The 22,849-nt window shown below is 34.0% G+C and carries 16 protein-coding genes, 1 tRNA gene and 2 pseudogenes; 4 read left to right on the forward strand and 15 right to left on the reverse strand.

Annotation, left to right across the window (positions count from 1 at the left end; all coding sequences use genetic code 11):
• Positions 1-17 precede the first annotated feature (17 nt).
• From FYC62_RS08655 to FYC62_RS17985, 12 genes and pseudogenes are all read right to left on the reverse strand, one after another.
• The gene (locus tag FYC62_RS08655) at positions 18-1,676 is read right to left on the reverse strand and encodes a RagB/SusD family nutrient uptake outer membrane protein (RefSeq protein WP_205943699.1); all 1,659 of its coding nucleotides are present in this window, start codon (positions 1,674-1,676) and stop codon (positions 18-20) included.
• A gap of 7 nt (positions 1,677-1,683) precedes the next feature.
• Entirely contained in the window at positions 1,684-3,834 is a 2,151-nt protein-coding gene (locus FYC62_RS08660) for a SusC/RagA family TonB-linked outer membrane protein (RefSeq protein ID WP_240534887.1), read from the reverse strand.
• Between the two features lie 17 nt (positions 3,835-3,851).
• Positions 3,852-4,769 carry a TonB-dependent receptor plug domain-containing protein gene (locus tag FYC62_RS08665; protein WP_168199415.1) on the reverse strand — a complete coding sequence of 306 codons (918 nt, stop codon included), beginning with the start codon at positions 4,767-4,769 and terminating at the stop codon, positions 3,852-3,854.
• 319 nt (positions 4,770-5,088) lie between these two features.
• Positions 5,089-7,533, reverse strand: coding sequence for a hybrid sensor histidine kinase/response regulator transcription factor (locus FYC62_RS08670; protein ID WP_149074672.1), 2,445 nt, complete (start codon positions 7,531-7,533; stop codon positions 5,089-5,091).
• Positions 7,506-9,287, reverse strand: a complete 1,782-nt coding sequence (locus FYC62_RS08675; RefSeq protein WP_149074673.1) for a ligand-binding sensor domain-containing protein — start codon at positions 9,285-9,287, stop codon at positions 7,506-7,508. The genes FYC62_RS08670 and FYC62_RS08675 overlap by 28 nt, the downstream gene beginning before the upstream one ends.
• A gap of 181 nt (positions 9,288-9,468) precedes the next feature.
• Positions 9,469-12,186 (reverse strand): DNA gyrase/topoisomerase IV subunit A, encoded by a 2,718-nt coding sequence (locus tag FYC62_RS08680; protein WP_149074674.1) that lies wholly within the window; start codon positions 12,184-12,186, stop codon positions 9,469-9,471.
• A gap of 53 nt (positions 12,187-12,239) precedes the next feature.
• Positions 12,240-12,623 (reverse strand): GxxExxY protein, encoded by a 384-nt coding sequence (locus tag FYC62_RS08685; protein ID WP_149074675.1) that lies wholly within the window; start codon positions 12,621-12,623, stop codon positions 12,240-12,242.
• Positions 12,624-13,556: 933 nt separating this feature from the next.
• Entirely contained in the window at positions 13,557-14,033 is a 477-nt protein-coding gene (locus tag FYC62_RS08690; protein ID WP_262713588.1) for a cytidine deaminase, read from the reverse strand.
• 13 nt (positions 14,034-14,046) lie between these two features.
• A pseudogene (locus tag FYC62_RS08695) lies at positions 14,047-15,971 on the reverse strand (DNA topoisomerase IV subunit B).
• Between the two features lie 266 nt (positions 15,972-16,237).
• Entirely contained in the window at positions 16,238-16,885 is a 648-nt protein-coding gene (locus FYC62_RS08700; RefSeq protein ID WP_240534692.1) for a tRNA threonylcarbamoyladenosine dehydratase, read from the reverse strand.
• An 8-nt stretch (positions 16,886-16,893) separates the two neighbouring features.
• A complete protein-coding gene (locus FYC62_RS08705; protein WP_149074676.1) occupies positions 16,894-17,574 on the reverse strand; it encodes a TatD family hydrolase in 681 nt (226 codons plus the stop codon).
• A pseudogene (locus FYC62_RS17985) lies at positions 17,575-19,031 on the reverse strand (DUF4403 family protein). It lies immediately after the preceding gene.
• A 151-nt stretch (positions 19,032-19,182) separates the two neighbouring features.
• Between FYC62_RS17985 and FYC62_RS17815 the strand changes: the two are divergent.
• The gene (locus FYC62_RS17815) at positions 19,183-19,308 is read left to right on the forward strand and encodes a hypothetical protein (protein WP_262496858.1); all 126 of its coding nucleotides are present in this window, start codon (positions 19,183-19,185) and stop codon (positions 19,306-19,308) included.
• A gap of 98 nt (positions 19,309-19,406) precedes the next feature.
• Positions 19,407-19,480, forward strand: a tRNA-Ala gene (locus FYC62_RS08715).
• Positions 19,481-19,713: 233 nt separating this feature from the next.
• Here FYC62_RS08715 and FYC62_RS17100 read toward each other — a convergent pair.
• Positions 19,714-19,881: a hypothetical protein gene (locus FYC62_RS17100; RefSeq protein ID WP_168199416.1), complete on the reverse strand. Its 168-nt coding sequence runs from the start codon at positions 19,879-19,881 to the stop codon at positions 19,714-19,716.
• A gap of 110 nt (positions 19,882-19,991) precedes the next feature.
• Here FYC62_RS17100 and FYC62_RS17105 point away from each other — a divergent pair, with 110 nt between their 5' ends.
• Both FYC62_RS17105 and FYC62_RS08720 read left to right on the forward strand, forming a co-directional pair.
• Positions 19,992-20,150 (forward strand): DUF5670 family protein, encoded by a 159-nt coding sequence (locus FYC62_RS17105; RefSeq protein ID WP_168199417.1) that lies wholly within the window; start codon positions 19,992-19,994, stop codon positions 20,148-20,150.
• Between the two features lie 17 nt (positions 20,151-20,167).
• Positions 20,168-20,500 carry a hypothetical protein gene (locus FYC62_RS08720; protein ID WP_039447704.1) on the forward strand — a complete coding sequence of 111 codons (333 nt, stop codon included), beginning with the start codon at positions 20,168-20,170 and terminating at the stop codon, positions 20,498-20,500.
• A gap of 68 nt (positions 20,501-20,568) precedes the next feature.
• On the opposite strand, the gene FYC62_RS08725 is transcribed toward FYC62_RS08720, so the two are convergent.
• Positions 20,569-21,648: an alkene reductase gene (locus FYC62_RS08725; protein ID WP_149074677.1), complete on the reverse strand. Its 1,080-nt coding sequence runs from the start codon at positions 21,646-21,648 to the stop codon at positions 20,569-20,571.
• 89 nt (positions 21,649-21,737) lie between these two features.
• Positions 21,738-22,844 (reverse strand): lipid-A-disaccharide synthase, encoded by a 1,107-nt coding sequence (gene lpxB, locus FYC62_RS08730; protein WP_149074678.1) that lies wholly within the window; start codon positions 22,842-22,844, stop codon positions 21,738-21,740.
• Between the last annotated feature and the right edge of the window lie 5 nt (positions 22,845-22,849).

The following is a 22,849-nucleotide window of genomic DNA, read 5'->3' on the forward strand; positions in this document are numbered from 1 at the left end:
AGTTTAAAGTTTACAACCTATTCCCATCCAGGATTCTGAGTAAGAACACCCTTACTTTTAAATATCTCTGTTCTTGGAATTGGATACAGGTGCATATAATCAGCAAAAGTTCTTTGGTAGATGCTTGGTAAAACAATAGGATTATAAGTAAAAGAGCCATTAGAATTTCTTACCACATTCATCCCCATAACAGGCTTATTAATGACTTCTACACCTATTTTCCAACGCATAATATCATACCATCTAAAATCTTCAAAAGCTAGTTCTACAGCTCTCTCATGTCTAATAGCTTCTCTCATTTGAGCTTTTGTTAATCCTAAAGGAAGATTTGGCATAGAAACCCTTGCTCTAATAGTATTTATAGCATTATAAACCGTATTATCTGGTGCTGCTAAAAATTCATTTTGTGCTTCGGCATAGTTTAATAGCACCTCTGCATATCTAAAAAAGATATAATTAAAGAGTGCTCTTGCCGTTGTATTTCTGGTATAAACTTCTGGCCACATTTTTCTGCAGTAATATCTGGTGGCTGTATAAATGATATTATTCTCTCTAAAATCATTACCATTATTCCACATCTGCATTCTTCTTCCTTGCCAAGGCGCATCATTATAAAGAATATTGGCGTAAAATCTTGGATCTCTACCTGCATATGGATTAGCAGGATTATATCCAGAGGTTGCATCAGTAATAGGTTTACCGGTAAGTTGCATTTCATACATATCCACATGGTTTTGGGTAGGATTCATAGAACCCTGTGCACCACCAGAACCTGGAGACATGATGAAATCTAGTAGCATCCCATCTATAGCTCTTGGACCTCTTATTTTAATCATGATATATTCTGGAGACTCTGCTACATTCATGATTTCGCTATAAGTAGGATGTAAGGTAAATGCATTTAAATCCATTAAAGCTTTAGCAGCATCAGCAGCGGCTTTCCATTTATTTAAATCATTTGAGGTATTATGTAAGGCACTAGCTGCATATAATAATACTCTTGATTTTAAGGCCATGGCAGCTCTACTTGTAGCCCTTCCATAACTAGCATTATCATAAGAAGGTGGTAAATTAGTTATAGCTTGGTCTAAATCTGCCACTATAAAGTCTACACATTCTTGATAAGTATTTCTAGGTAAATCAGCATTATCGGTAATTTCAAGAGCTTTGTCTACAATCGGTACACCACCAAATCTTTTTATCAATTCAAAATATAAAAACGCTCTTATAAACTTCATTTCTCCTTCTATCCTTGTAGGATCTTGATTGGGTGTCCATGGCACTGTAGACATTTTCCCTAGCATTACATTGGTAATTCTTATACCGGCGTATGCTCTTTCCCATATTCCACCAATATCATTTAAAGCAGAACCTCCTCTTTCATAATGATCATGAAATAGACCTTGATTTAATGTTCTGATAGAAACATCGGTATTACCAGAAACCGCTTCATCTGAAGCTTGTGATGTTGTACCTCTGTGGTTGTTAAACCTTGCATAATCATCTACTAAAAAGTTATATGCATTATTTGCAAACTGAGAAGCCAAAACAGGATCACTAAATACTTTTTCCTCTGATAAGGCTACTCCAGGTGCTCTATCGAGAAAGTTCTTCTCGCAAGAAGTAGCTGTTAAAAGTATAACGATGGATACTATAATTTTAAAATTTTTCATCATTACAGAATTATAATTGAATGTTTAAACCAAAATTGTAAATACGGGATGATGGATACAGAGACTGTACAGAAAACGAGGTGTTAGATAAATTGATGTTTTCTGGATCTAAATACATACGGAATTTTGTCCATGTATGTAAGTTCTGTCCGTTTAAAAACAATCTTAAAGATGAGATTTTAGCTTTCTTTAACCACGTTGCAGGAACATTCCAAGAAAGCTCTGCATTTCTAATTTTTAAATAACTAGCATCTTGTAAGATAAAATCATTTAACCTGTAATTTACATAAGGATTTCCTCTAGAATGTAATGCCGGCCAAGTTGCTGTAGCAGCGGTTTCTGGTGTCCATCTGCCCAACTGTATACCATACATTTGTTGACCATTGTTTTGTTCTGTTAAAATTACATTTGAGCTTACATTGGCAACACCTTGAAATAGTACCGATAAAGAGAACCCTTTATATGCTAACCTTGGGGTTACGCTATAAGTATATTCAGGAGTACGAGAGTAACCTATAGCAGTTTGGTCATCATTAGTAATTACTCCGTCTTGATTTACATCTATATATTTTAAATCTCCCGGAATAGATGTTCCTAATAAATTTTTTGGAGAGTTATCAATTTCTTCTTGAGAGTCATAAAAACCATCCGTAACAAAACCAAAGAACTGACCTAGTCTTTTACCTTCTTGTTTTTGGTATTCTGGTCTACCTTGTGGTTCATCCCTATTAATAACTTTATTTCTAGCAAAAGATAATTGGGTAGTTAAACCATACTTAAACTGTCCGGTTCGTTTTTGATAATCTAACTCAATTTCATAACCCTTGTTATAAACTTCTCCAATATTTAATCTTGGATAAATTTCACCATAAGTTTGTAATCCCGATTGTCTTGCAGTTAAAATATCTGTTCTTTTCTCATCAAATAAATCAAATGTTAACCTGATAGATTCTTTTAAAAATGAGGCATCAATACCAATATTTCTTTTTCTACCTTTTTCCCAAGTAATATTAGGGTTACCTACAGAACTGATAAAGGAAACCAAATTATTAGTAATAGAATTGGGGTTACCAAATTGAACACCGTTATTTGGTCTTGACCATGCAGGATTAAAAGAAGTTCCTCCAGAAGCGGTCCCATAATTCTCCAAAAACAAAAATCTTTGATTTGTCCCGTCAATAGATAAATTATCATTACCTACAATACCATAACTACCTCTTATTTTTAAAAGGTTAAGCCATGATATATCTTTCATAAAATCTTCGTTGGTAATAGTCCAACCGGCAGAAACCGCGGGAAAGAAACCATATTGTAATCCTATCGGGAAGTTCTCAGAACCATTGTAAGCTGCATTAAATTCTGCAAAGTATCTGTTATCATAATTATAAGTAACCCTGCTTACTACACCTTGTGAAGCAGATGGCGGAGCTGTTGTTTGACTAGAGCCTGGACTCTTTACAAGCTGACGAGTACCTAATGCTAATGCTGTAACTGTGTGTTTTCCAAAAGATCTATTGTAGTAAAGCCCTCCTTGTAAATTAGAACTTATTCTACCATCATAACTTACTAATAAGCCACTTAGGGGCTCGTCTCTTTGTCTGTCTGGTGATAAAGTAACATCTCCTGTCCTTCTATCATAAACATAAGCCGCCCAATTGGCATTTCTTCTGGTTGTACTATTAAAATAAGAGTCATAACCTAAATTGGCTTTAAAACTTAAGCCTTTTACTAAAGACCCTAAATTATAATTTATGTTAAAAGTACTTTCTACAGCATTAAAATCATCATTTCGGGTTCCCCATCTGGTTAAAACAGCAAGCGGATTCCAGATATTAGTACCTACAGACGGGTTTTGAGCTATTCTACCATCAGGTAGCATAATAGGATAAGCAAAAGAAGGTGTTTGTAAGATTCTAGAAATCATTCCCTCTACGTTATCATAAGAAAAAGAGTTCGACTGTAAACCAGAAGGTTGATAACGTTTTTGTAGCCTACCACCTAGTATAACACCAACAGTTAAATTTTTTGATAATGTGATATCTAAATTTGAACGAAGATTGGTACGATTGTAATCTGGTGTGCTTTTTATGCCAAAAGGAGAATCAAATTCCTTAAAGATACCTCCTTCATAAAGATATCCAACCATAGCAAAATACTTAATAACTTTTGTACCCCCACTTACTTGTAGATTATGTTGTGTTTGCGGATAATATTTTTTGTCACATAATCAAACCAATTTACGTTGGGATAACCTAATGGGTCTGAACCATCTTTAAATTTCTGTAGTTCTTCTGCTGTCCATGTCTCGGTTAAATTGTCATTCCTATTAGCTTCATTAATAAGGAGTGCATTATCATAAGCACTTAAAGCCTTGGGGATTCCTGTATAGGTTTGTATACTGGCATTACCTGAATAACTCACTACTGGTTTACCTACTTTACCTGATCTTGTAGTTACTAAAATAACCCCGTTAGCTCCTCTGATACCAAAAATTGCCGTTGATGAAGCATCTTTTAAAACAGAGATTGATTCTATTTCATTAGGGTCTAATTGTCCAAAATCGGGTCTTTCTATACCATCTACTATTACTATTGCAGATGAATTACCATAAGTAGCTGCACCTCTAATATTAATAACCGAGCCGTTAGCTCCAGGTTGTCCGCTAGCTTGTACAGTTGTAACACCAGTTAAACGTCCTGCCAAACTATTGGTAACATTAGCTACTGGAGATTGCAAAATTTCTTTAGTTTGAATAGTACTAACAGCACCTGTTAAAGTTGCCTTTTTTTGTTCTCCGTATCCTACTACAACTACTTCATTTAAATTATTTACACTTTCTACAAGTACTACTTGTATGACAGATTGGTTTCCTACCGTAATTTGTTGAGAGAGAAAACCCAAATACTTAAATTCTAATACGGCTTGTTCATTAGGTACTCTAATAGAAAACTCTCCATTAGCTCCGGTTATCACTCCGTTAGTAGAATTTTTCACTAATACACTTACACCTGGAAGGGTTAAGCCTGTTGCATCTTTCACGGTTCCTGTTACTACCTTATTTTGTGCTAAAACTTCTACTGTTATTAAACATAACATTAAGCATAGGCTTCGCTTAAAATAAGTTAATAGGATACCGCACTTGAAATTTTTCTTCTTGTAAAGACTTTTCATTTGAATAAGTTTGGTTTAATAATTTGGTTGTGTTACACAAGACTGGCAACAGCACAAAGATGTATAGATAATGAAAAAGCAGAGGGATTCATCTGTACGTAATTGAGGTGTTAAACGTACTTAAAGGCATAAAAAAAGGGATTTTTAAAATCCCCTCCTACTTATTGAAAAAATTTGATGGATGATAAGAGACTTAAGAAAAGTGTGGATAAAAATATTTTCAACCTTTATTACATGAGCTTAATTAATCTGTTTGTTTAACAGACTGTAAAAATTCAGAAGGAGATAATTGATATTGTTTTTTAAATTCTTTACTAAAATGTTTTCTATCGTTAAAGCCTACCATATACGCAACCTCTGCAATAGAGAAAGTAGAAATTTTAAAAAGCTCTGCTGCCTTTTTTAATCTCATTTGTTTAATTAATTCTGCTACAGAATAACTGGTAAGTGTTTGAACTTTTTTATAAAGAACAGTCCTGCTCATCCCTATTTCATTTACTAATTCATTAACATCAAATTCTGGATTACCCATTTTATCTTCAATAATGTGTATCAGTTTTTGAATAAATTTTTCTTCCGGAGATGTTATAGCAGTATTACTTGGCTGTAAAATTACTTGCTGACTAAATTTTTCCCGCATCACCTCTTGAGCTTTTAGTAGATTCCTAATATTTAACAATAATATTTGCAAACTAAAAGGCTTAGAGATGTAGGCATCAGCCCCTATACTTAAACCATCTACTTGATGAGCTACTGAAGCTCTGGCTGTAAGTAAAATAAAAGGAATATGACTCGTACTTTCTGATGATTTTGCTTTCTCGCAAAGTTGTAACCCATCTAAACCGGGCATCATGATATCACTAATAATTAAGTCTGGAATTTCTTCTTGCATGTAATCCAAGGCTAATTGACCATTTGTAAACTCTACTATTTCATACTCATCTCTTAAAGTATCAGCTATTAAACCTCTAACCTCATCATTATCTTCTGCAATTAATAATTTATACTTTTTATTTTGGTTTGACACCTCTGCTTCATCATGGCTATAAGCTGGTACATGATAAGGCATGAAAGATTTTTGATAATTCTCTATGTATGCAGATTCTGAAACAACTTCTGATTCTGCTAAATGATTCTTTCCAGTTCTGAGCTCTATGGTGAAAACAGTAAGCTTATTTTCAGCCTGCTTACTAGAAACTCTAATTTTACCTCTATGCAGTTCTATAATACTTTTTGATAATGCTAAACCTATACCACTACCAATATTCTGATGCCCTCTATCATCAACCTGAAAAAAACTATCAAAAAGTTTATTCTGGAAATCTTCTGGTATTCCTTTTCCCGTATCAGTAACTTTAATTTCTATCCAATCTTTATTTCCTTCTTGGTAAGCTATCTCAACTTTTATACAACCATTATCTGGCGTAAACTTAAAAGCATTAGATAGCAAATTAAAAATCACCTTTTCTAACTGATTTTTATCAAAATACAGAAAAATTGGTTCTTTAGGTGCAACAAATTGATAATCTATGTTCCTATCTATGGCTAAGTTTCTAAAAGATTCATAAATATCTTTTGAAAAAGGGATTATATCTTGGTAACTACAATATATCCTCATATGCCCTTCTTCTGCCTTCCTAAAGTCAAGAAGCTCGGTAACTAATTTCATTAATCTATCTGCATTATTTTTTATAAGCTCTAGCTGTTTAATAAATTTAGGATGGTTATCTCCAGATATTAACCTTTCTAATGGCCCTAATATTAATGTTAATGGAGTTCTTATTTCATGAGAAATGTTAGTAAAAAAGTTCAATTTCATTTGATAAAGCTCTTGTTGCCTTTCATTTTGCAAATGTTCTAGATATAAATCACGTTTTAACCGAGCTCTATTTCGTAAGAAATTAATAATTATACTTGATACTAAAACTATGATTGCAGCATAAAGCAGATATGCCCACCATGTTAACCACCAAGGTGGCAAAACAATTATCTTAAGATTTGTAACCTCATTACTCCAAACGCCATCATTATTAGAAGCTTTAACTTTAAACAAATGAGAACCAGGTGCAAGGTTTGCAAAATTTACAACTCGCTGTTTTCCGGTTAGTTGCCAATCTTCATTAACAGAAAATCCTTCAAGTTTATAAGCATATTGATTATTTTCTGGATTTATAAAATTAAGTGCAGCATATTTTAAACTTATATTAGCTTGATTATAATCAACGGTTATTTCTTTTAACTCAGAAATAGACCTTGATAAAGGAGAATCATCACCGTTAATTTTAACTGCTTTATTATTAATTAGTATTTCTGTAAGAACAACTTTAGGTGCTTTCTTATTCTTAATGATTTTCTCAGGATAAAAAATGGATAATCCATTCATTCCGCCAAACAGTAGTTCATTGGTTTTAAGCCTTACAGCTGCAAGCGTTGAAAACTGATTACTAATTAAGCCATCATTTGCAGAATAATTTGTAATCTCTATATCTTCTTTTTTAAAGGGCAATGAAAACTTCTTGAAACTGAGTTTGAACATGCCTACATCAGTACTTATCCAAATATTTTGTTTACTATCTTCTACAATAGAGTGTACAACATCATCTTCTAAGCCTAATTTCTTATCTATAACATAAAATCTTTTTGATTTTTTATCAAAGTAATTTAAGCCCCCCCTTCTGTACCTATCCAAAATCTTTTTTTTGAATCTTGATAAAGGGTTGTTATGTTATTGTTGCTTAATTGAAACTTAGTATCTCTAACCTTTTTATAGAGCTTAGTGAGTTTACCTAAACTTGTATCATAAAAATTTAAACCGTTTTGAGTTCCAATCCACAAATTGTTATTTTCATCCTTTAATAGGGCAGTTACAAAATTATCGCTCAGAAAACTTAGGTTTGGAGAACTTAAATAAGAAAAATAGCCGTTTGGAACTACATCTCTAATATTTAAAAAATTTTGTGGTTTTTTAAATCGATTGATAGCTAGTTGCTCTGTATTTTTCCGTAGGTATACAGGAGATTCTCCGTTTGGCCTAACAAACCTTAGTCCACCACCATTAGTACCTACCCAAACACCATCATTATCAGGTAATACGGTTAAAATAAGGTTTTCACTAAACTTTCCATCTTTAACAGGAAAGCTAAAATATTTAAATTGTTTATTTGCTTTATTAAATAAACTTAAACCATCTAAAGTACCTACCCATAAATTTCCCTTTCCATCATCACCTAAAGATTTAACTCCATTATTTGGCCGACCAATACTTTTAGCTTTTATAGCATAATATTCACTTTTATTAGTTTCTAAATTGATATGGTTTAACCCACCTCCAAATGTACCTACCCATAAAGAACCATCCTTATCTTCTAAAACAGCGTTAACCAGAACATGGCTTAAGCCTATTTTACCTCCTATACGTTCTCCTATATTCCTAAAATTAGAGTTTCCTGCATAATAAAAGTTTATTCCACCACCAAATGTACCTACCCAAACACAAGAAGCTTTATCTTTCATAAAACTCCAAATAGCATTATCATTTAAAGAATTAGGGTTTAATGGATCATGCTGATAATTAGTAAATTTTTGAGTTTTAATATTTAAAGAACTAATACCATTTCTTGTAGCAAACCATACGGTTTGATGATCATAAATTAAAATATCCCTTACCCAATTAGACGCTAGAGTATTAGCGTTATTTTCTTCAGATATAAAACTAGTAACCTTATCTTTTTTTATATCATAAAAAAATACACCGGTAACCTCGGTTCCAAACCATAAATTACCTGTGTAATCTTGTTTGATTACCATAACTTTAGAATCTATAAGCAATGGTGTTTGATTAAAGACTTTTGGTAAAGACACTAACTTACCCGTAAATGGGTTAAACTTCTTTAAGCCTTGTTTAGTGCCTACCCATAAATAATTACTATTATCTATAAATAAAGAAAATATAGGTACAGTTCTAAAAGATGGATTTTCAGAATCATAATCTACATCTTCTAATTTTAAAGTTTTCTTATTTAACTTCTTTAAACCCCCAAATGTACCTACCCAAATATTTTTTTGTTTGTCTTCAACTATTGTAGATACATAATTACGTCCTCCTTTTATCTCTTGTATATCTATATGAGTAAAAGTTTCTGAATCTTTATTGTAAAGATTTAAGCCATTTGCTGTGCCTATCCATATTTGTTTATAGCTATCTTGAATAATGGCATTAACACGGTTATTACTGATACTTTTGGGGTTAGTATCATCAAAAATGAAATTTTTAAACTCATACCCATCATAACGGGTAAGCCCTTTTAGGTTACCAAACCAAATGAAGCCTTTATCATCTTGTAAAAATCCAGAAATAGGACTTTGTACTAAGCCTTCTTTATAAGAGATATGCTTAAAATTTATCTCATGGGCCTTTTCTTGAGCTTTTAAATTTAAAAGCATACAAAAAATGCCACAAACAAATAGAACTTGTAAATGAGAGTTTTCAAAAGTTAAAAGATAAGTTGGCTTATACGAATCTAGTAAATTATAATTTAATGTATTAAATTTTTTACAAGTAATATTATAATCTTCAGCTTCAAAAACAAAAAGGCGAAATTTTAAAATTTCGCCTTTTTTATATTTAAAATAATCCCAATTGCCCTTTGTCGTCTATATCAATGTCATCGGGGTTGGTAATTTCAAAATCTACTTTTTTAAGAGGTTTTACTTCTGCTTTTTCTGGCTGCTTTTCATCCTCAGGAGATTCATCATTATCATCAGCTATTTCTGAAGTGCTGTTCTCTAAATCATCTGTTTCTTCTTCATCTGAAGGCGCTTCTGGCTTTTCTTCTTCTGGTTCTTCGGCTTGCTCATCAGTTAGTAAAATTACCTTTTGCACATCATGCGGACTTAATTTGTTCCCTTGTGCTTTCATGCCTTTTACATCTATCAGCTCTGCTAAGTCAACCTCGCTTTCATCATAAAGTTGGCTTTTACCTTTTAAAGCTTCTATTTTTACTATTGGATGTTGCGCTTTGGTTATGATAATCATTTTAGAACCTGGCTCTTCATTAATGAAACCAATTCTTTTACCTATGGCTAAGTCTTCAAATTTAAAGCGTTTGATATAGTAAACCTTTGATTTTCCGTCTTGATGGATAACGGAATAAATCGTTTCTAGATTAAACTTCTCCATCCTCATCATTTTATCATCAAAATGATTGGTTAAATCAAAACTACTAAGCTCATAACTACCATCAGCAAATACGCATAATATTTTATCTTCTGCTTGGAACTCGCCTAAGAAACGCCCATGGCCGTTTTCATTTAAGCGTTTTACCACATCATCAAACCATATTCTTCTTCCGGCAAGTGTAGAAACTCCTTTAGATTTTAAGGTGATTTTCTTTACCGCATATTTGCTTGCGATATTACCTTGGGAGGCTCTTCCTTTAATGGCTGTCTCGGCAAAATCTAAATCAAAACTTAGTTTACGGAGTTTAGACATCGGCTTTAAAGCCACATTTACAACTTCTGCTTCTCCGTTAGGGTTGGCTGTAAAATACAATACTTTAGACCCTTTGGTTCCTTTGGTTAAATCGTATTCCTTATCTCTGGTAACACCGCCAACAGCAAACCTTTTAATGTAAGATGTGCCTGTTTTGCCGTCTTTATAAATCATGTTATAAATGGTGCGGTCATCATTCTTTTTAAAAACCCCAACATGTAAAATGCCTTTTCCTACGAAAGTTTTGTCTTGTACTTTGGTTACTAGGCAAATACCATCTTCTCTAAAAACAATGATATCGTCTAAATCAGAACAATCAAAAACATATTCGTCTTTCTTTAAACCTGTTCCTACAAAACCATCTTCCCTACTTACATAAAACTTAGTATTTGCTAAAGCCACTTGCGAAGCCTCTACCCTATCAAAAGCTCTGATTTCTGTTTTACGTTCTCTGCCTTTGCCGTACTTCTCTTTCAATTTCAGGAAATAATCAATAGCAAAATCTGTAAGATGCTTTAAATGCTTTTTAATTTGGACGATTTCTTTTTCTAAAGCGGCCATTTGCTCATCCGCTTTTTTAACATCAAAGCGGGTGATGCTGCTCATAGGTTTATCAATCAACCTTTTAAAATCTTCAGCTAAGATTTCTCTGTAAAGAGATGACTTAAATGGCTCGAAAAGTTGATGTAATACCTTTACAACTTCATCAAAATTTGACGAGTTTTCATAATCAGGATGTTTGTACATCCCTTCCTGAATGAATATTTTTAGTAAAGAGCTAAAGAAAATCTTCTCTTGCAAATCATGCAATTTAATCTCTAACTCCCTTTTTAATAAGTTTTTGGTGTAATGTGTACTCTCTGTAAGAATATCATTTACACTTAAAAAATGAGGTTTATCGCCTTTAATAACACAAGTATTTGGCGATATAGATGTTTCACAAGCTGTAAAAGCATATAAAGCATCTATGGTAACGTCTGGTGATATACCTGGCGCCAAATGAATCAAAATCTCTACATCCTTTGCTGTATTATCTTCTATTTTCTTGATTTTGATTTTTCCCTTATCATTAGCTGCGATAATACTATCAATTAAACCGATAGTTGTGGTGCTAAAAGGGATTTCGGTAATAACTAAAGTCTTTTTATCTAGCTCAGAAATTTTAGCTCGAACCCTAATTTTACCACCGCGTTGACCTTCATTATAGGCGGAAAAATCTGCCATACCACCAGTTTGAAAATCAGGAAGGATATCTGGTCTATTTCCTTTTAAAACCTCTATAGAAGCATCTATTAACTCTATAAAGTTATGCGGCATCACCTTGGTAGCTAAACCAACAGCTATACCTTCTGCGCCTTGTGCTAATAATAAAGGAAATTTTACAGGTAATGTAACGGGTTCTTTATTTCTACCATCATAAGAAGCTTGCCATTCTGTAGTATCAGGATTAAAAACTACGTCTAATGCAAACTTAGATAACCTTGCTTCTATATAACGCGGAGCTGCCGCAGAATCTCCTGTAATAGGATCTCCCCAGTTTCCTTGTGTGTCTATTAAAAGATTTTTCTGACCAATTTGTACCATGGCATCCCCAATAGAGGCATCACCATGTGGATGATACTTCATGGTATTACCAATAACGTTTGCCGCTTTGTTAAAACGACCGTCGTCCATTTCTTTTAAAGAGTGAAGAATACGTCTTTGTACAGGCTTTAAACCATCATGTATATGAGGTACCGCCCTATCCAAAATTACATAAGAAGCATAATCTAAGAACCAGTTCTCGTACAGGCCGTTTATAGCCGTTACATTATGAAGTACTTCTTCGTTTTCGTAATTGTTTTCTTCCATATTATTATAAACTACAGAGATTTATTTAGGAACCCCCATCTTTGTTTATTATTTTATTCAATATTGTTAATCAATCTTTTAATTCCGCTCTTTAACAAGAGAACATTAAAATTAATAAGCAAACCTAACTTACATTCCGAAAGCTTTAAATAAGTTAACATTTGTGCTAAATGTATATCATTTATTTCTGCTACAGCTTTTACTTCAACAATAAGCTTATTATCAACTAGAATATCTAATCTATAACCACAATCTAATTCTACATCTTCATATAATAGTGGCAGTTTTTCTTCCTTTTTAACGTTTAAACCCGATTTCTTTAATTCGTAATATAAACATTCTTTATATGCAGACTCTAGCAAACCAGGACCTAAATATTTATGAACTTTTATAGAAGCTCCTATTACTTCGGTTGCTAGTTTGTTTTCTATGTTCATATGGTGTTTTAATTCGTTTTTAACTGCAATTTTTGTTTTAACCACAGAGAGTAATGATTTTATCTCTATTCAAAAGCAACCCAGCTCTGTGCTCTCCGTGTACTCTGTGGTTATTTTTTTTATTAAACGCCGAGTTTTTTTGTTTAACCACAGAGGGCGCAAAGTACACAGAGTTGCCTAAATTCGCTTTACCTAGCTAGGTATTTAATTCTCAAACTCCATTTTATGAGTAAGCCAGCTCTGTGCTCTCCGTGTACTCTGTGGTTATTTTTTTATTAAACTCCGAGTTTTTTTGTTTAACCACAGAGGGCGCAAAGTACACAGAGTTGCATAAATACGCTTTACCTAGCTAGGTATTTAATTCTCAAACTCCATTTTATGAGCAACCCAGCTCTGTGCTCTCCGTGTACTCTGTGGTTATTTTTTTTATTAAACGCCGAGTTTTTTTGTTTAACCACAGAGGGCGCAAAGTACACAGAGTTGCATAAATACGCTTTACCTAGCTAGGTATTTAATTCTCAAACTCCATTTTATGAGCAACCCAGCTCTGTGCTCTCCTTGTACTCTGTGGTTATTTTTTTTATTAAACGCCGAGTTTTTTTGTTTAACCACAGAGGGCGCAAAGTACACAGAGTTGCATAAATACGCTTTACCTAGCTAGGTATTTAATTCTCAAACTCCATTTTATGAGCAACCCAGCTCTGTGCTCTCCTTGTACTCTGTGGTTATTTTTTTTATTAAACGCCGAGTTTTTTTGTTTAACCACAGAGGGCGCAAAGTACACAGAGTTGCATAAATACGCTTTACCTAGCTAGGTATTTAATTCTCAAACTCCATTTTATGAGCAACCCAGCTCTGTGCTCTCCGTGTACTCTGTGGTTATTTTTATAAACCTTGGAGTTCCAAATAAAACTCTGTTGTAAAATCAAAAAATCACCCTTTACCCAACCTTTTTTCAAAAAACATCATTGGTAAAAAGCTATTTACACCTTTAACTTTCCAAACTTCTCCGTTAATGCAGTAAAGTAAAACCTCTATGGGTTTATTTTGCTTCTGCTCATACTCGGCCATTACCTGCAAACAAGGGCCACAAGAAGTTACAGGCCTTAATAATTGAAATTCTTGTGTTGATGCTGTAACTGCTATGGTAAGTATTTCTTCCTCTGGAAAATTTGCTCCGGCAGCAAAAAGAGCTACCCTTTCTGCACATAAACCTGATGGATATGCTGCATTTTCCTGATTACTTCCTCTAACAACCTGCTTATTACTTAATAAAACAGCCGCACCCACTCTAAATTTAGAGTAAGGAGAGTAAGAAGACTCCATAGCTTTAACAGCCTCTAAACATAATTGCTTGTCTTGGGTAGAAAGTTCATCAATACCTGCATAAGCTTCGTAAGCTATGTTTATATTTTAACTTCCATTAAGCTGCGTTTTCTTTACTAGCCAATAAAGCATCTGCTGCTTCCTGTACTGCTTTAGCATCAGCTATAATATCAGCCTCGTCTTTCTCTATTCTTAAATTCTGAACGATATGTTTTTGTCTATCTGGAGTATTTTTACCCATGTAATACTCTAACAGGTTTTTGATTTTCATATCTGCTGATAAAATTACGGGGTCTAACCTAATATCAGCGCCTATAAAATTTTCAAACTCATCCGGGGAGATTTCACCTAAACCCTTAAACCTGGTTATTTCTGGCTTATTACCCAATTTATCAATAGCTAAAACGCGTTCTTCATCGCTATAGCAATAAATGGTTTCTTTTTTATTTCTTACCCTAAATAAAGGTGTTTGTAAAATAAACACGTGACCAGTTTTTACCAAATCAGGGAAAAATTGCAAAAAGAAAGTCATTAGTAATAAACGGATGTGCATGCCATCCACATCGGCATCTGTTGCAATAACAATATTATTATAGCGTAAACCTTCTAAACCATCTTCAATATTTAAAGCGTGTTGCAAAAGGTTAAATTCTTCATTCTCATACACTACTTTTTTGGTTAAACCATAAGCATTTAATGGCTTACCTTTTAAACTGAAAACAGCCTGTGTTTTTACTTCACGAGCTTTGGTGATAGAACCAGAAGCCGAGTCTCCCTCGGTAATAAATAAAGTTGTCTTTTTACGGTCTTCTTCAGAAAGCTTCTCATCATCCATATGCCATTTACAGTCTCTTAACTTACGGTTGTGTAAAGAAGCTTTTTTGGCTCTTTCATTAGCTAGTTTTTTGATACCCGCTATGTCTTTACGCTCTCTTTCTGATTGCAGAATACGTTTTAATAAGCCGTCTGCCGTTTCCGGATGCTTGTGTAAATAGTCGTCTAGCTCTTTCTTAACAAAATCATTGATAAAAGTTCTAACCGTAGGGCCATCCGGACCAACATTTAAAGAGCCTAGTTTGGTTTTGGTTTGCGACTCAAAAACGGGTTCTTGTACCCTGATAGATATTGCCGCTACAATAGAGGCTCTAACATCAGAGGCATCAAATTCCTTCTTGTAAAATTCTCTTATGGTACGTACAACCGCTTCTCTAAAAGCTTGCTGATGTGTACCCCTTGGGTGGTGTGCTGCCCATTCACAAAAGAATAATACTCTTCGCCGTATTGCTGCCCGTGGGTCATGGCTATTTCAATATCTTCGCCTTTTAAATGGATGATTTGGTATCGGTTTGATTCTGCATCGGTATTTCTTACCAATAAATCATGCAAACCTCTTTCTGAGAAGAATTTTTGATTATTAAAATTGACAGTTAAACCGGCATTTAAGAAAACATAATTCCAAATCATGTTTTCAATAAACTCTGGTATGTATCTAAAATTCCTGAAAATACTTTCATCAGGAATAAAAACTATAGCCGTACCGTTGCGCTGTGTAGTTTCTATTTCAGGATTATCTTTAACTAATTCTCCCCTTTCAAATTCGGCTTTTTTTGTTTTTCCATCACGGTAAGATTGAACCGTGAAAGATGCAGATAAAGCGTTAACGGCTTTTGTACCTACCCCGTTTAAGCCTACAGATTTTTGGAAGGCCTTAGAATCGTACTTACCGCCAGTGTTTATTTTACTAACGCAATCTATTACTTTCCCTAAAGGGATACCTCTACCATAATCTCTGATAGAAACTTTATGATCACTTACAGAAATATCTATGGTTCTACCTGCGCCCATCACAAACTCATCAATGGAGTTATCCATAATCTCTTTCAAGAGCACATAAATACCATCATCAAAAGCAGAGCCGTCTCCTAGCTTCCCGATATACATTCCAGGTCTTAACCTGATATGTTCTTTCCAATCGAGCGAGCGAATGCTATCTTCACTGTAATTCACTTGTAATTCAGCCATTTCTTTTTATAGATTGATATGGAAAATGAGAAAACATTATTTTTTCCCTTGTACAAAGCTAAAATTTTACGCAAAAGGGGCAAATATGATTTATTAACATTTAGACATTCTCCGGGATGAGTAAGCCTCAACACCAAATCAGAAAAATCCAAATGTTTAATATTAATTCGTAAGGAGCTTTAATTAAGCTTTGTTGTACAAATCTCTGATCACAACACTGGCTACCGTACAACCAAATATAGCTGGCATCCAGGAAACTGTACCAATTAAAGATTTTTAGGTCCACCTTCTGGCGCTAAAATAACTTTATTTGCATCTGGAAGTTCTGATGAGAACACCACTTTTAAGCCTTTTCTAATACCAAATTTCCTCAATCTTTTTCTTACATAACGGGCTAAAGTACAGTTATAAGAATCAGATATATCTGATACTCTTACTTTGGAGGGGTCTACCCTGCCGCCAGCGCCCATAGAAGACACCAAAGGAATGCCTTTTTCTAAGCAGGTTTGAATAAAAAACACTTTTGGAGAAAGCGTATCGATACAATCTACGGCATAGTCAAAATTACCTTCATTAAGAATTTCTTCGGTACGTTGGTCTTTGATATATTCATTAATAACGGTTAAATCTATATCAGGATTAATATCGCGTAAACGCTGAGCCATGACTTCTGCTTTAGGCTGATTATCTGTAGATATTAAAGCAGGAATTTGCCTGTTACGGTTACTTGCCTCTACCACATCAGCATCTACAATAGTCATTTTACCCACTCCAGCTCTGGCTATCATTTCTGCACAAATGCCTCCAACACCACCTAAACCTACAACCAACACATTGGCATTCATTAATTTTTGCATTTGATGATTGTCTAGCAATAAATTGGTGCGAGACATCCAATGAGGAATTTCAATCATGATATTATTTATGGAATTAATCTTTTAAAAACGGCTTCAAAATTATAAAAAACCTGCTTTTTTAATTGCACTATATCTATTTTTCTGATTTTTGCAGCTTGCTGATAAAGCGCTTCAATCTGTAAATGTGCTGTATCTGTTTCTAGAAAGAAACGGTCTGCCGGTACTTCCTGAAATGTTTTTGCAGCTTTGCTATCCTCGTAAAACAAATCCTTCCCAAAAGAAAAATACACCTGTGGATATTTTAAAAACTGATTTAGCTGGTGCAGATTAGCTTTAAAACCATGTAGAACAAATGGCATCTTAAACTGCTTTAAATAAGGGAGTACATCGGCGTAAGCCTTAACAGCATGAATAATAACTGGTTTTTGATAAGCTTCTGCAGTAGCTAATTGCTTTTGAAAAACTTGCTTTTGCAATTCTAAACTAGGTCCATTTACTCGGTCTAAACCAATTTCACCTATGGCCAATACATTTTCTATTTCTAAATAAGAAGCCAAATTTTGGGATATATCTTGAGCCTCGGAAGCAAACCAAGGGTGTAAGCCTACAGAAACAGCATAATCCAAATGATGCAAATTCTGAGGTTTTAAAACAAAAAAAGCATTTCTCAAAATCCACTCGTGACAGCTAGATGCCTTTTTATGCGTGTGAATATTGATGAAATGCTCTTTTGTAGGATATATCATTTATTCTAAGCCATCTATAGTTACAGCAACTTTTCCGTTTGCAGTCATCATGGCTACAATAGCATTTGGTGTTAAGATAATTTTATCTGGCGTAAACTGATTTAAAGCGCCATTAACTTTTACCCCCTTTACTGGCTGATAATTGGTTAAATAGCTTTTCATTGATTTTTCTCCCTCTGCTAACTGTGCTGCAATAGAAAAACGGCAATTTTGTTTGATTTTATTGAGGATAATACCATGCGCCAACCAGCTTCCTGCTTTAAGGAGTTTACTTTTAGAATCTAACACATAATCTATCTGGTCTAGATACACTTCTTTGGTTGTAGCATCATATAAAGGCACTCCAGAAAGGTAAAAATCACCATTAACAGCACCACTCATGTTTACCGCGACAATCATTTTTCCTTCTTTACCCCAAAGGTCTACTTTATTAACCGTTACAGATTTCTTTCCAGACTCAAATTTCTGACCAGCAAAATTTTTCTGAATAATTTCTGATGCATAAGTGTATGGTGCAAAAGCAGCTACATTAACTTTAAACTCGTTAGGAATTTTATCTACCGCTTTTAATGCAATAGCGTTTTTATTAAAAGTAAGCGATGGTTTTCTACCTATAGATGTCTCTAAATAAGTTTTTAAGCCTAAGGTAGCCGTTATTTTTTATTAGCTGCAACAGCTTTTGTAGCATACATTTCTACTGGCTGCATTGCAAACCAAGTGTTATATTGCTCATCAACCTGTATGGGAGATGCAATAGCTTGTAAAGCGTCTAAGACATAAGGTTTAATATCTAAAGATTGTGCGATAGCGTCATCAACCATTTTAGATAATCTGCCTTTAAAAACGCTGATTGCAGGGTTGATTAAATAGGTAATTGGCACATTTTTACCAGCTACACTTATACTAGGGCTTTCTTTCCAAACAATTTCCTGAATAACGGTATTGGTGTTAATTTTCCAATCTTTTAAAGCCACCAAAGAGTTTAGTTTTACAACGCCATTTAAATAAAAATCGCGGGTATCATACATAGAAACACCCATACTCTCAAAGCCATATTTAACTTTCCCGTTGATACGTAATGGCAGGTCTATATAAATTCTTCCGTTTTGCTCTTTAATGGTAACAGGAGCTTCTTTGGTAACTTTCATCATCACGTTATCACCATCTAAAGATTTATCGTCATAAATGATGCCTACCAAATACTTATTGGTTTGGTTTTGTAAGTCGGCAATGCTAACCTCTACAGGCATATTGATATAGGATAACTGCTTATCATATACAACTGTAGTGGAAGAATAATCTGGAAGTGGTTTTAAAGCTGTTACTTGTTTGCTAGTGCTACAGCCAGCTATTACAAATAAAGCCGAAGCAAAGAATATAGATAATACGGTTTTCATGTTTTTAAAAATTTCACAAAGATAATTCATAATTGATGTAAAAAAATAGGATAAAATCATATTTTTTGAGGATAAAACACAAGAAAGTAAAAATTAATTCTATTTATAATCAGATGGTTATAAAAAAATTAAAATTTTAAAAAACGCTTTGGCATTATTTTTCGTAACCTATTTTAAAATCAGTCGTCTTATTATCTAAAAAACCAAACATATGAAAACTAAAGAAACTACTAAAAGCACCACAAGCAAAGTAAAAAACTTGATTAAAAAATTTGATAAGCAATTAGCTGCTTTATTGATGGAAGATATTAAATCATTAAAGTTAAAAACTGCCTAAGCCAGCCTCATGAGCTTCCGTTTGTAATAATTTCATAATTATTAGAGCCTGTATTGTAAATACTCTTAAGTTTTTACATATTTGCTCACCTTAAAAACGGGGGTTTAGCTCATTTGGCTAGAGCGCTTGCCTGGCAGGCAAGAGGTGACCGGTTCGAATCCGGTAATCTCCACAACTTATTAAAATCCTCTTTAAGAAAATTAAAGAGGATTTTTCTTTTTAGAGCTTTTCACAAGAAACCATTGTATTTCAATCTTATTGTAAAAAGAGATATATAACTATTAACAGGGTACTCACAGGGTACTAACAGGGTCATTACCCGTTAATAACAAGTAAATTTACGAGTAAGCTCCCTGTTAGATTCTTGTTATATTCCTATAAGTTCTGAATGTATCACTCTTTAAATTACTGACCTCGCTTACGCTGATTATCTTTATTAGAAGTTTGATCAGACCGCTGTCCACCTGCATTGCTGATACCTATTTTCTTTTTGTCTTCTTTTAAAGAATTAAAATTTCTGTCGGCAGTAGATTTACCTTGTAAACTTCCTGCACCTTTACTTTTGTCTTTCATATGGTATTGTTTAGGATATGTTTAACAAAGGATAGACCAATATTAAATCTCATAAAAATAAATGGCATATAGTTTGCGAACTTTTATTTCGGGAAAATGGACCCGATATTATGAAAACATTATTGAATATTCTTGCAATGCTGTTTGTATTGGGATGGGGCTTAGGAGTATTTGTTTTTACTGCCGGTATATTGATTCATATTTTATTAGTATTAGGCGTATTCACGATGATTATTAATTTGTTAAGCGAAGAAGAATCTACAGGATAAAATAAATATACATCTATATGGAAAACGCAAGCCAACATCGAAAAGATTTTGACACTATGGTTGAAGCTTTAAATGATTTAAATGCCAGAGGATATTCTGGAAATTTAAAGCTTAGAGCCGATTTTTTAGAAGAAACAGAAAAGCAATTGATTTTATATCCAGAAAACTTTAAAGTGGTAGAGTCTTACCGTTTTGAAGGCATTACAGACCCTGCAGATAATGCTGTGGTTTATGCTATAGAATCTATTGAAGGAGATTTTAAAGGCGTATTGGTAAATGCTTATGGCGCTTACGCTGATGACGCCTCTTCTGAATTAATCAAAAAACTGGAAATAGAACATCAGCATTAATATTTTTTTGAAACAAAAAAGGGATAGTTTTCAATAAAGACTATCCCTTTTTCTATATAAGCTACAACTTAGACAGCAACAGGATAATCTGTAAACCCTTTTTCGTCTGGAGTATAAAGTGTATTGAAATCTGGCTGTGCTAAAGCAAGGTTTTGTTGTAAGCGTTCTACCAAATCTGGGTTTGAAATAAAAGGTTTGCCAAACGCAATTAAATCTGCTTTTCCATCTTGCAAATCTTGAATAGCTCTTTCTAAATCATAAGCTCCGCACCAAATTAAAGTACCTTTAAAATTTGCTCTTATGGTTGCTCTTAAATCTGCCGGAACTAAATCTAACCCATTTGCAGAATGATCTAAAAGGTGTAAATAAGCAACACCTAAATCATTTAATTTCTGCGATAGATAATCATAAGTTTCGGTTACTTCATTGTAAGCAGGTATATCATTAAAACCGCTAAACGGAGAAAATCTTACCCCTACTTTTTCTTTACCGATAGCTGCAATTGTTTGCGCTGCAATCTCCAATAAAAATTTACTTCTATTTACTACCGAGCCACCATATTCATCTGTACGGTTGTTTACAACTCCGTTAATAAATTGTTCAATCAAATAACCATTAGCAGCATGAAGTTCTACGCCATCAAAACCTGCCTCTACAGCTAATTTTGCGGCGTTTACATATTCCTGAATGGTTGCTTTAACTTCTTCTGTAGTTAATGCATGTGGCTGAGTGTGTGGCTTCATCCCTTCAGCATCTGTCCACATATCACCTGCAGCGGTAATGTTAGACGGACCAACAACTCTAGCTCCTTTAGGAAGATTTACTTCGTGTGAAACTCTACCTGTATGCATCAGTTGTATAAATATTTTAGCGCCTTTTGCATGTACAGCATCTGTAACTTTATGCCAACCCGCTACTTGTTGCTGATTGAAAATACCAGGAATTCTGGCATAACCTAAACCATTAGGTGACGGGGAAGTACCTTCTGTGATGATTAATCCTGCTCCTGCTCTTTGCTGGTAATAAGTTACCATTAAATCGTTAGGAATGTTATTTATAGCTCTAGAACGAGTCATTGGAGCCATAACAGCTCTATTTTGTAAGGTAAGTTGACCTAAATTATAAGTCTGAAATAAGTGATTGCTCATATTGTAATTACATGTTTAAACAAACATATTACAAATATCATTCCCACGTGTCATGAAAGAAACAGTTATTCGTCAGTAAAAAGTAAGTCTTACCTATTCAAATACTCATAAATAAGCTTTGCGGTTTTCTCAGAAGCGCCTGGCAAACCCATTTTATCTGCTAGTAGCTGATATTGCTGTAATTGAAGTACTCGTTTCTCTCCTTCTAAAAGGGGTTTTAGCTCTTTCAAAATTTGCGCTGCATTACAATCTTCCTGAATTAATTCTTTAACCACCTCTTTATCCATAATTAAATTCACTAAAGAGATAAATCTGATTTTTACAAGCATCCTAGCAATAGTAATACTTATTTTTCCGCCTTTATACAAAACAACTTCTGGTACTTTAAATAAAGCGGTCTCTAAGGTTGCCGTTCCGGAAGTTACCAAAGCAGCATGTGCATGGTGCAACAAATCATAAGTAGCACCAAAAACAACAGGAATATTCCTTCCGTTTAAAAATGAATCGTAATGTTCTTGATTAAAACTAGGCGCTCCGGCAATTACAAATTGATAATCAGGCAGTTTATCGGCTACAGCCAACATATCTGGCAATAAGTATTGTAGTTCTTGTTTTCTGCTTCCGGGTAAAAGTGCGATGATTTTCTTATCACCTAATTTATAAGAAGCCAAGAAATCATCCTGAGGTGTAAAGGCGGCAATGGCATCTAATAAAGGATTGCCCACGTAATCAACCTCCATACCCCATTCTTTATAAAAATCAACTTCGAAAGGTAAAATGCAAAACATTTTATCTACTACCTTTTTAATTTTGAGTACACGTTTTTGGTTCCATGCCCAAACTTTAGGAGAGATATAATAATACACTTTGATGTTGTGCTTCTTAGCAAAATCGGCAATTTTTAAGTTAAAGCCAGGGAAATCAACCAGAATCAAAACATCGGGCTGGTAAGCTAATACATCCTGTTTACAGAAACTAATGTTTTTAAGAACAGCTCTTAAATTCATAAGTACTTCTAGGAAGCCCATAAAAGCCATATCTGCATAGTGCTTTACCAAAGTTCCACCTTGTGCCTGCATTAAATCGCCACCAAAAAACCTAAACTCTGCCTCAGCGTCTAAATTTTTAAGCGCTTTCATGAGGTTTGCACCATGTAAATCTCCGGAAGCTTCGCCAGCTACAATGTAATATCTCATGAATA

This window comes from Pedobacter aquae, assembly GCF_008195825.1.
Lineage (GTDB): Bacteria > Bacteroidota > Bacteroidia > Sphingobacteriales > Sphingobacteriaceae > Pseudopedobacter > Pseudopedobacter aquae.

Bases quoted from the DNA above. Each gene is read 5' to 3' on its own strand.
- FYC62_RS17100 (WP_168199416.1), bottom strand. From the start codon at position 19,881: ATGAAAGACAAAAGTAAAGGTGCAGGAAGTTTACAAGGTAAATCTACT.
- lpxB (WP_149074678.1), bottom strand. From the start codon at position 22,844: ATGAGATATTACATTGTAGCTGGCGAAGCTTCCGGAGATTTACATGGT.
- FYC62_RS08725 (WP_149074677.1), bottom strand. From the start codon at position 21,648: ATGAGCAATCACTTATTTCAGACTTATAATTTAGGTCAACTTACCTTA.
- FYC62_RS08680 (WP_149074674.1), bottom strand. From the start codon at position 12,186: ATGGAAGAAAACAATTACGAAAACGAAGAAGTACTTCATAATGTAACG.
- FYC62_RS17105 (WP_168199417.1), top strand. From the start codon at position 19,992: ATGAAAACATTATTGAATATTCTTGCAATGCTGTTTGTATTGGGATGG.
- FYC62_RS08665 (WP_168199415.1), bottom strand. From the start codon at position 4,769: ATGTTATGTTTAATAACAGTAGAAGTTTTAGCACAAAATAAGGTAGTA.
- FYC62_RS08675 (WP_149074673.1), bottom strand. From the start codon at position 9,287: ATGCTTTTAAATTTAAAAGCTCAAGAAAAGGCCCATGAGATAAATTTT.
- FYC62_RS08685 (WP_149074675.1), bottom strand. From the start codon at position 12,623: ATGAACATAGAAAACAAACTAGCAACCGAAGTAATAGGAGCTTCTATA.
- FYC62_RS08720 (WP_039447704.1), top strand. From the start codon at position 20,168: ATGGAAAACGCAAGCCAACATCGAAAAGATTTTGACACTATGGTTGAA.
- FYC62_RS08705 (WP_149074676.1), bottom strand. From the start codon at position 17,574: ATGATATATCCTACAAAAGAGCATTTCATCAATATTCACACGCATAAA.
- FYC62_RS17815 (WP_262496858.1), top strand. From the start codon at position 19,183: ATGAAAACTAAAGAAACTACTAAAAGCACCACAAGCAAAGTAAAAAAC.
- FYC62_RS08655 (WP_205943699.1), bottom strand. From the start codon at position 1,676: ATGATGAAAAATTTTAAAATTATAGTATCCATCGTTATACTTTTAACA.
- FYC62_RS08700 (WP_240534692.1), bottom strand. From the start codon at position 16,885: ATGATTGAAATTCCTCATTGGATGTCTCGCACCAATTTATTGCTAGAC.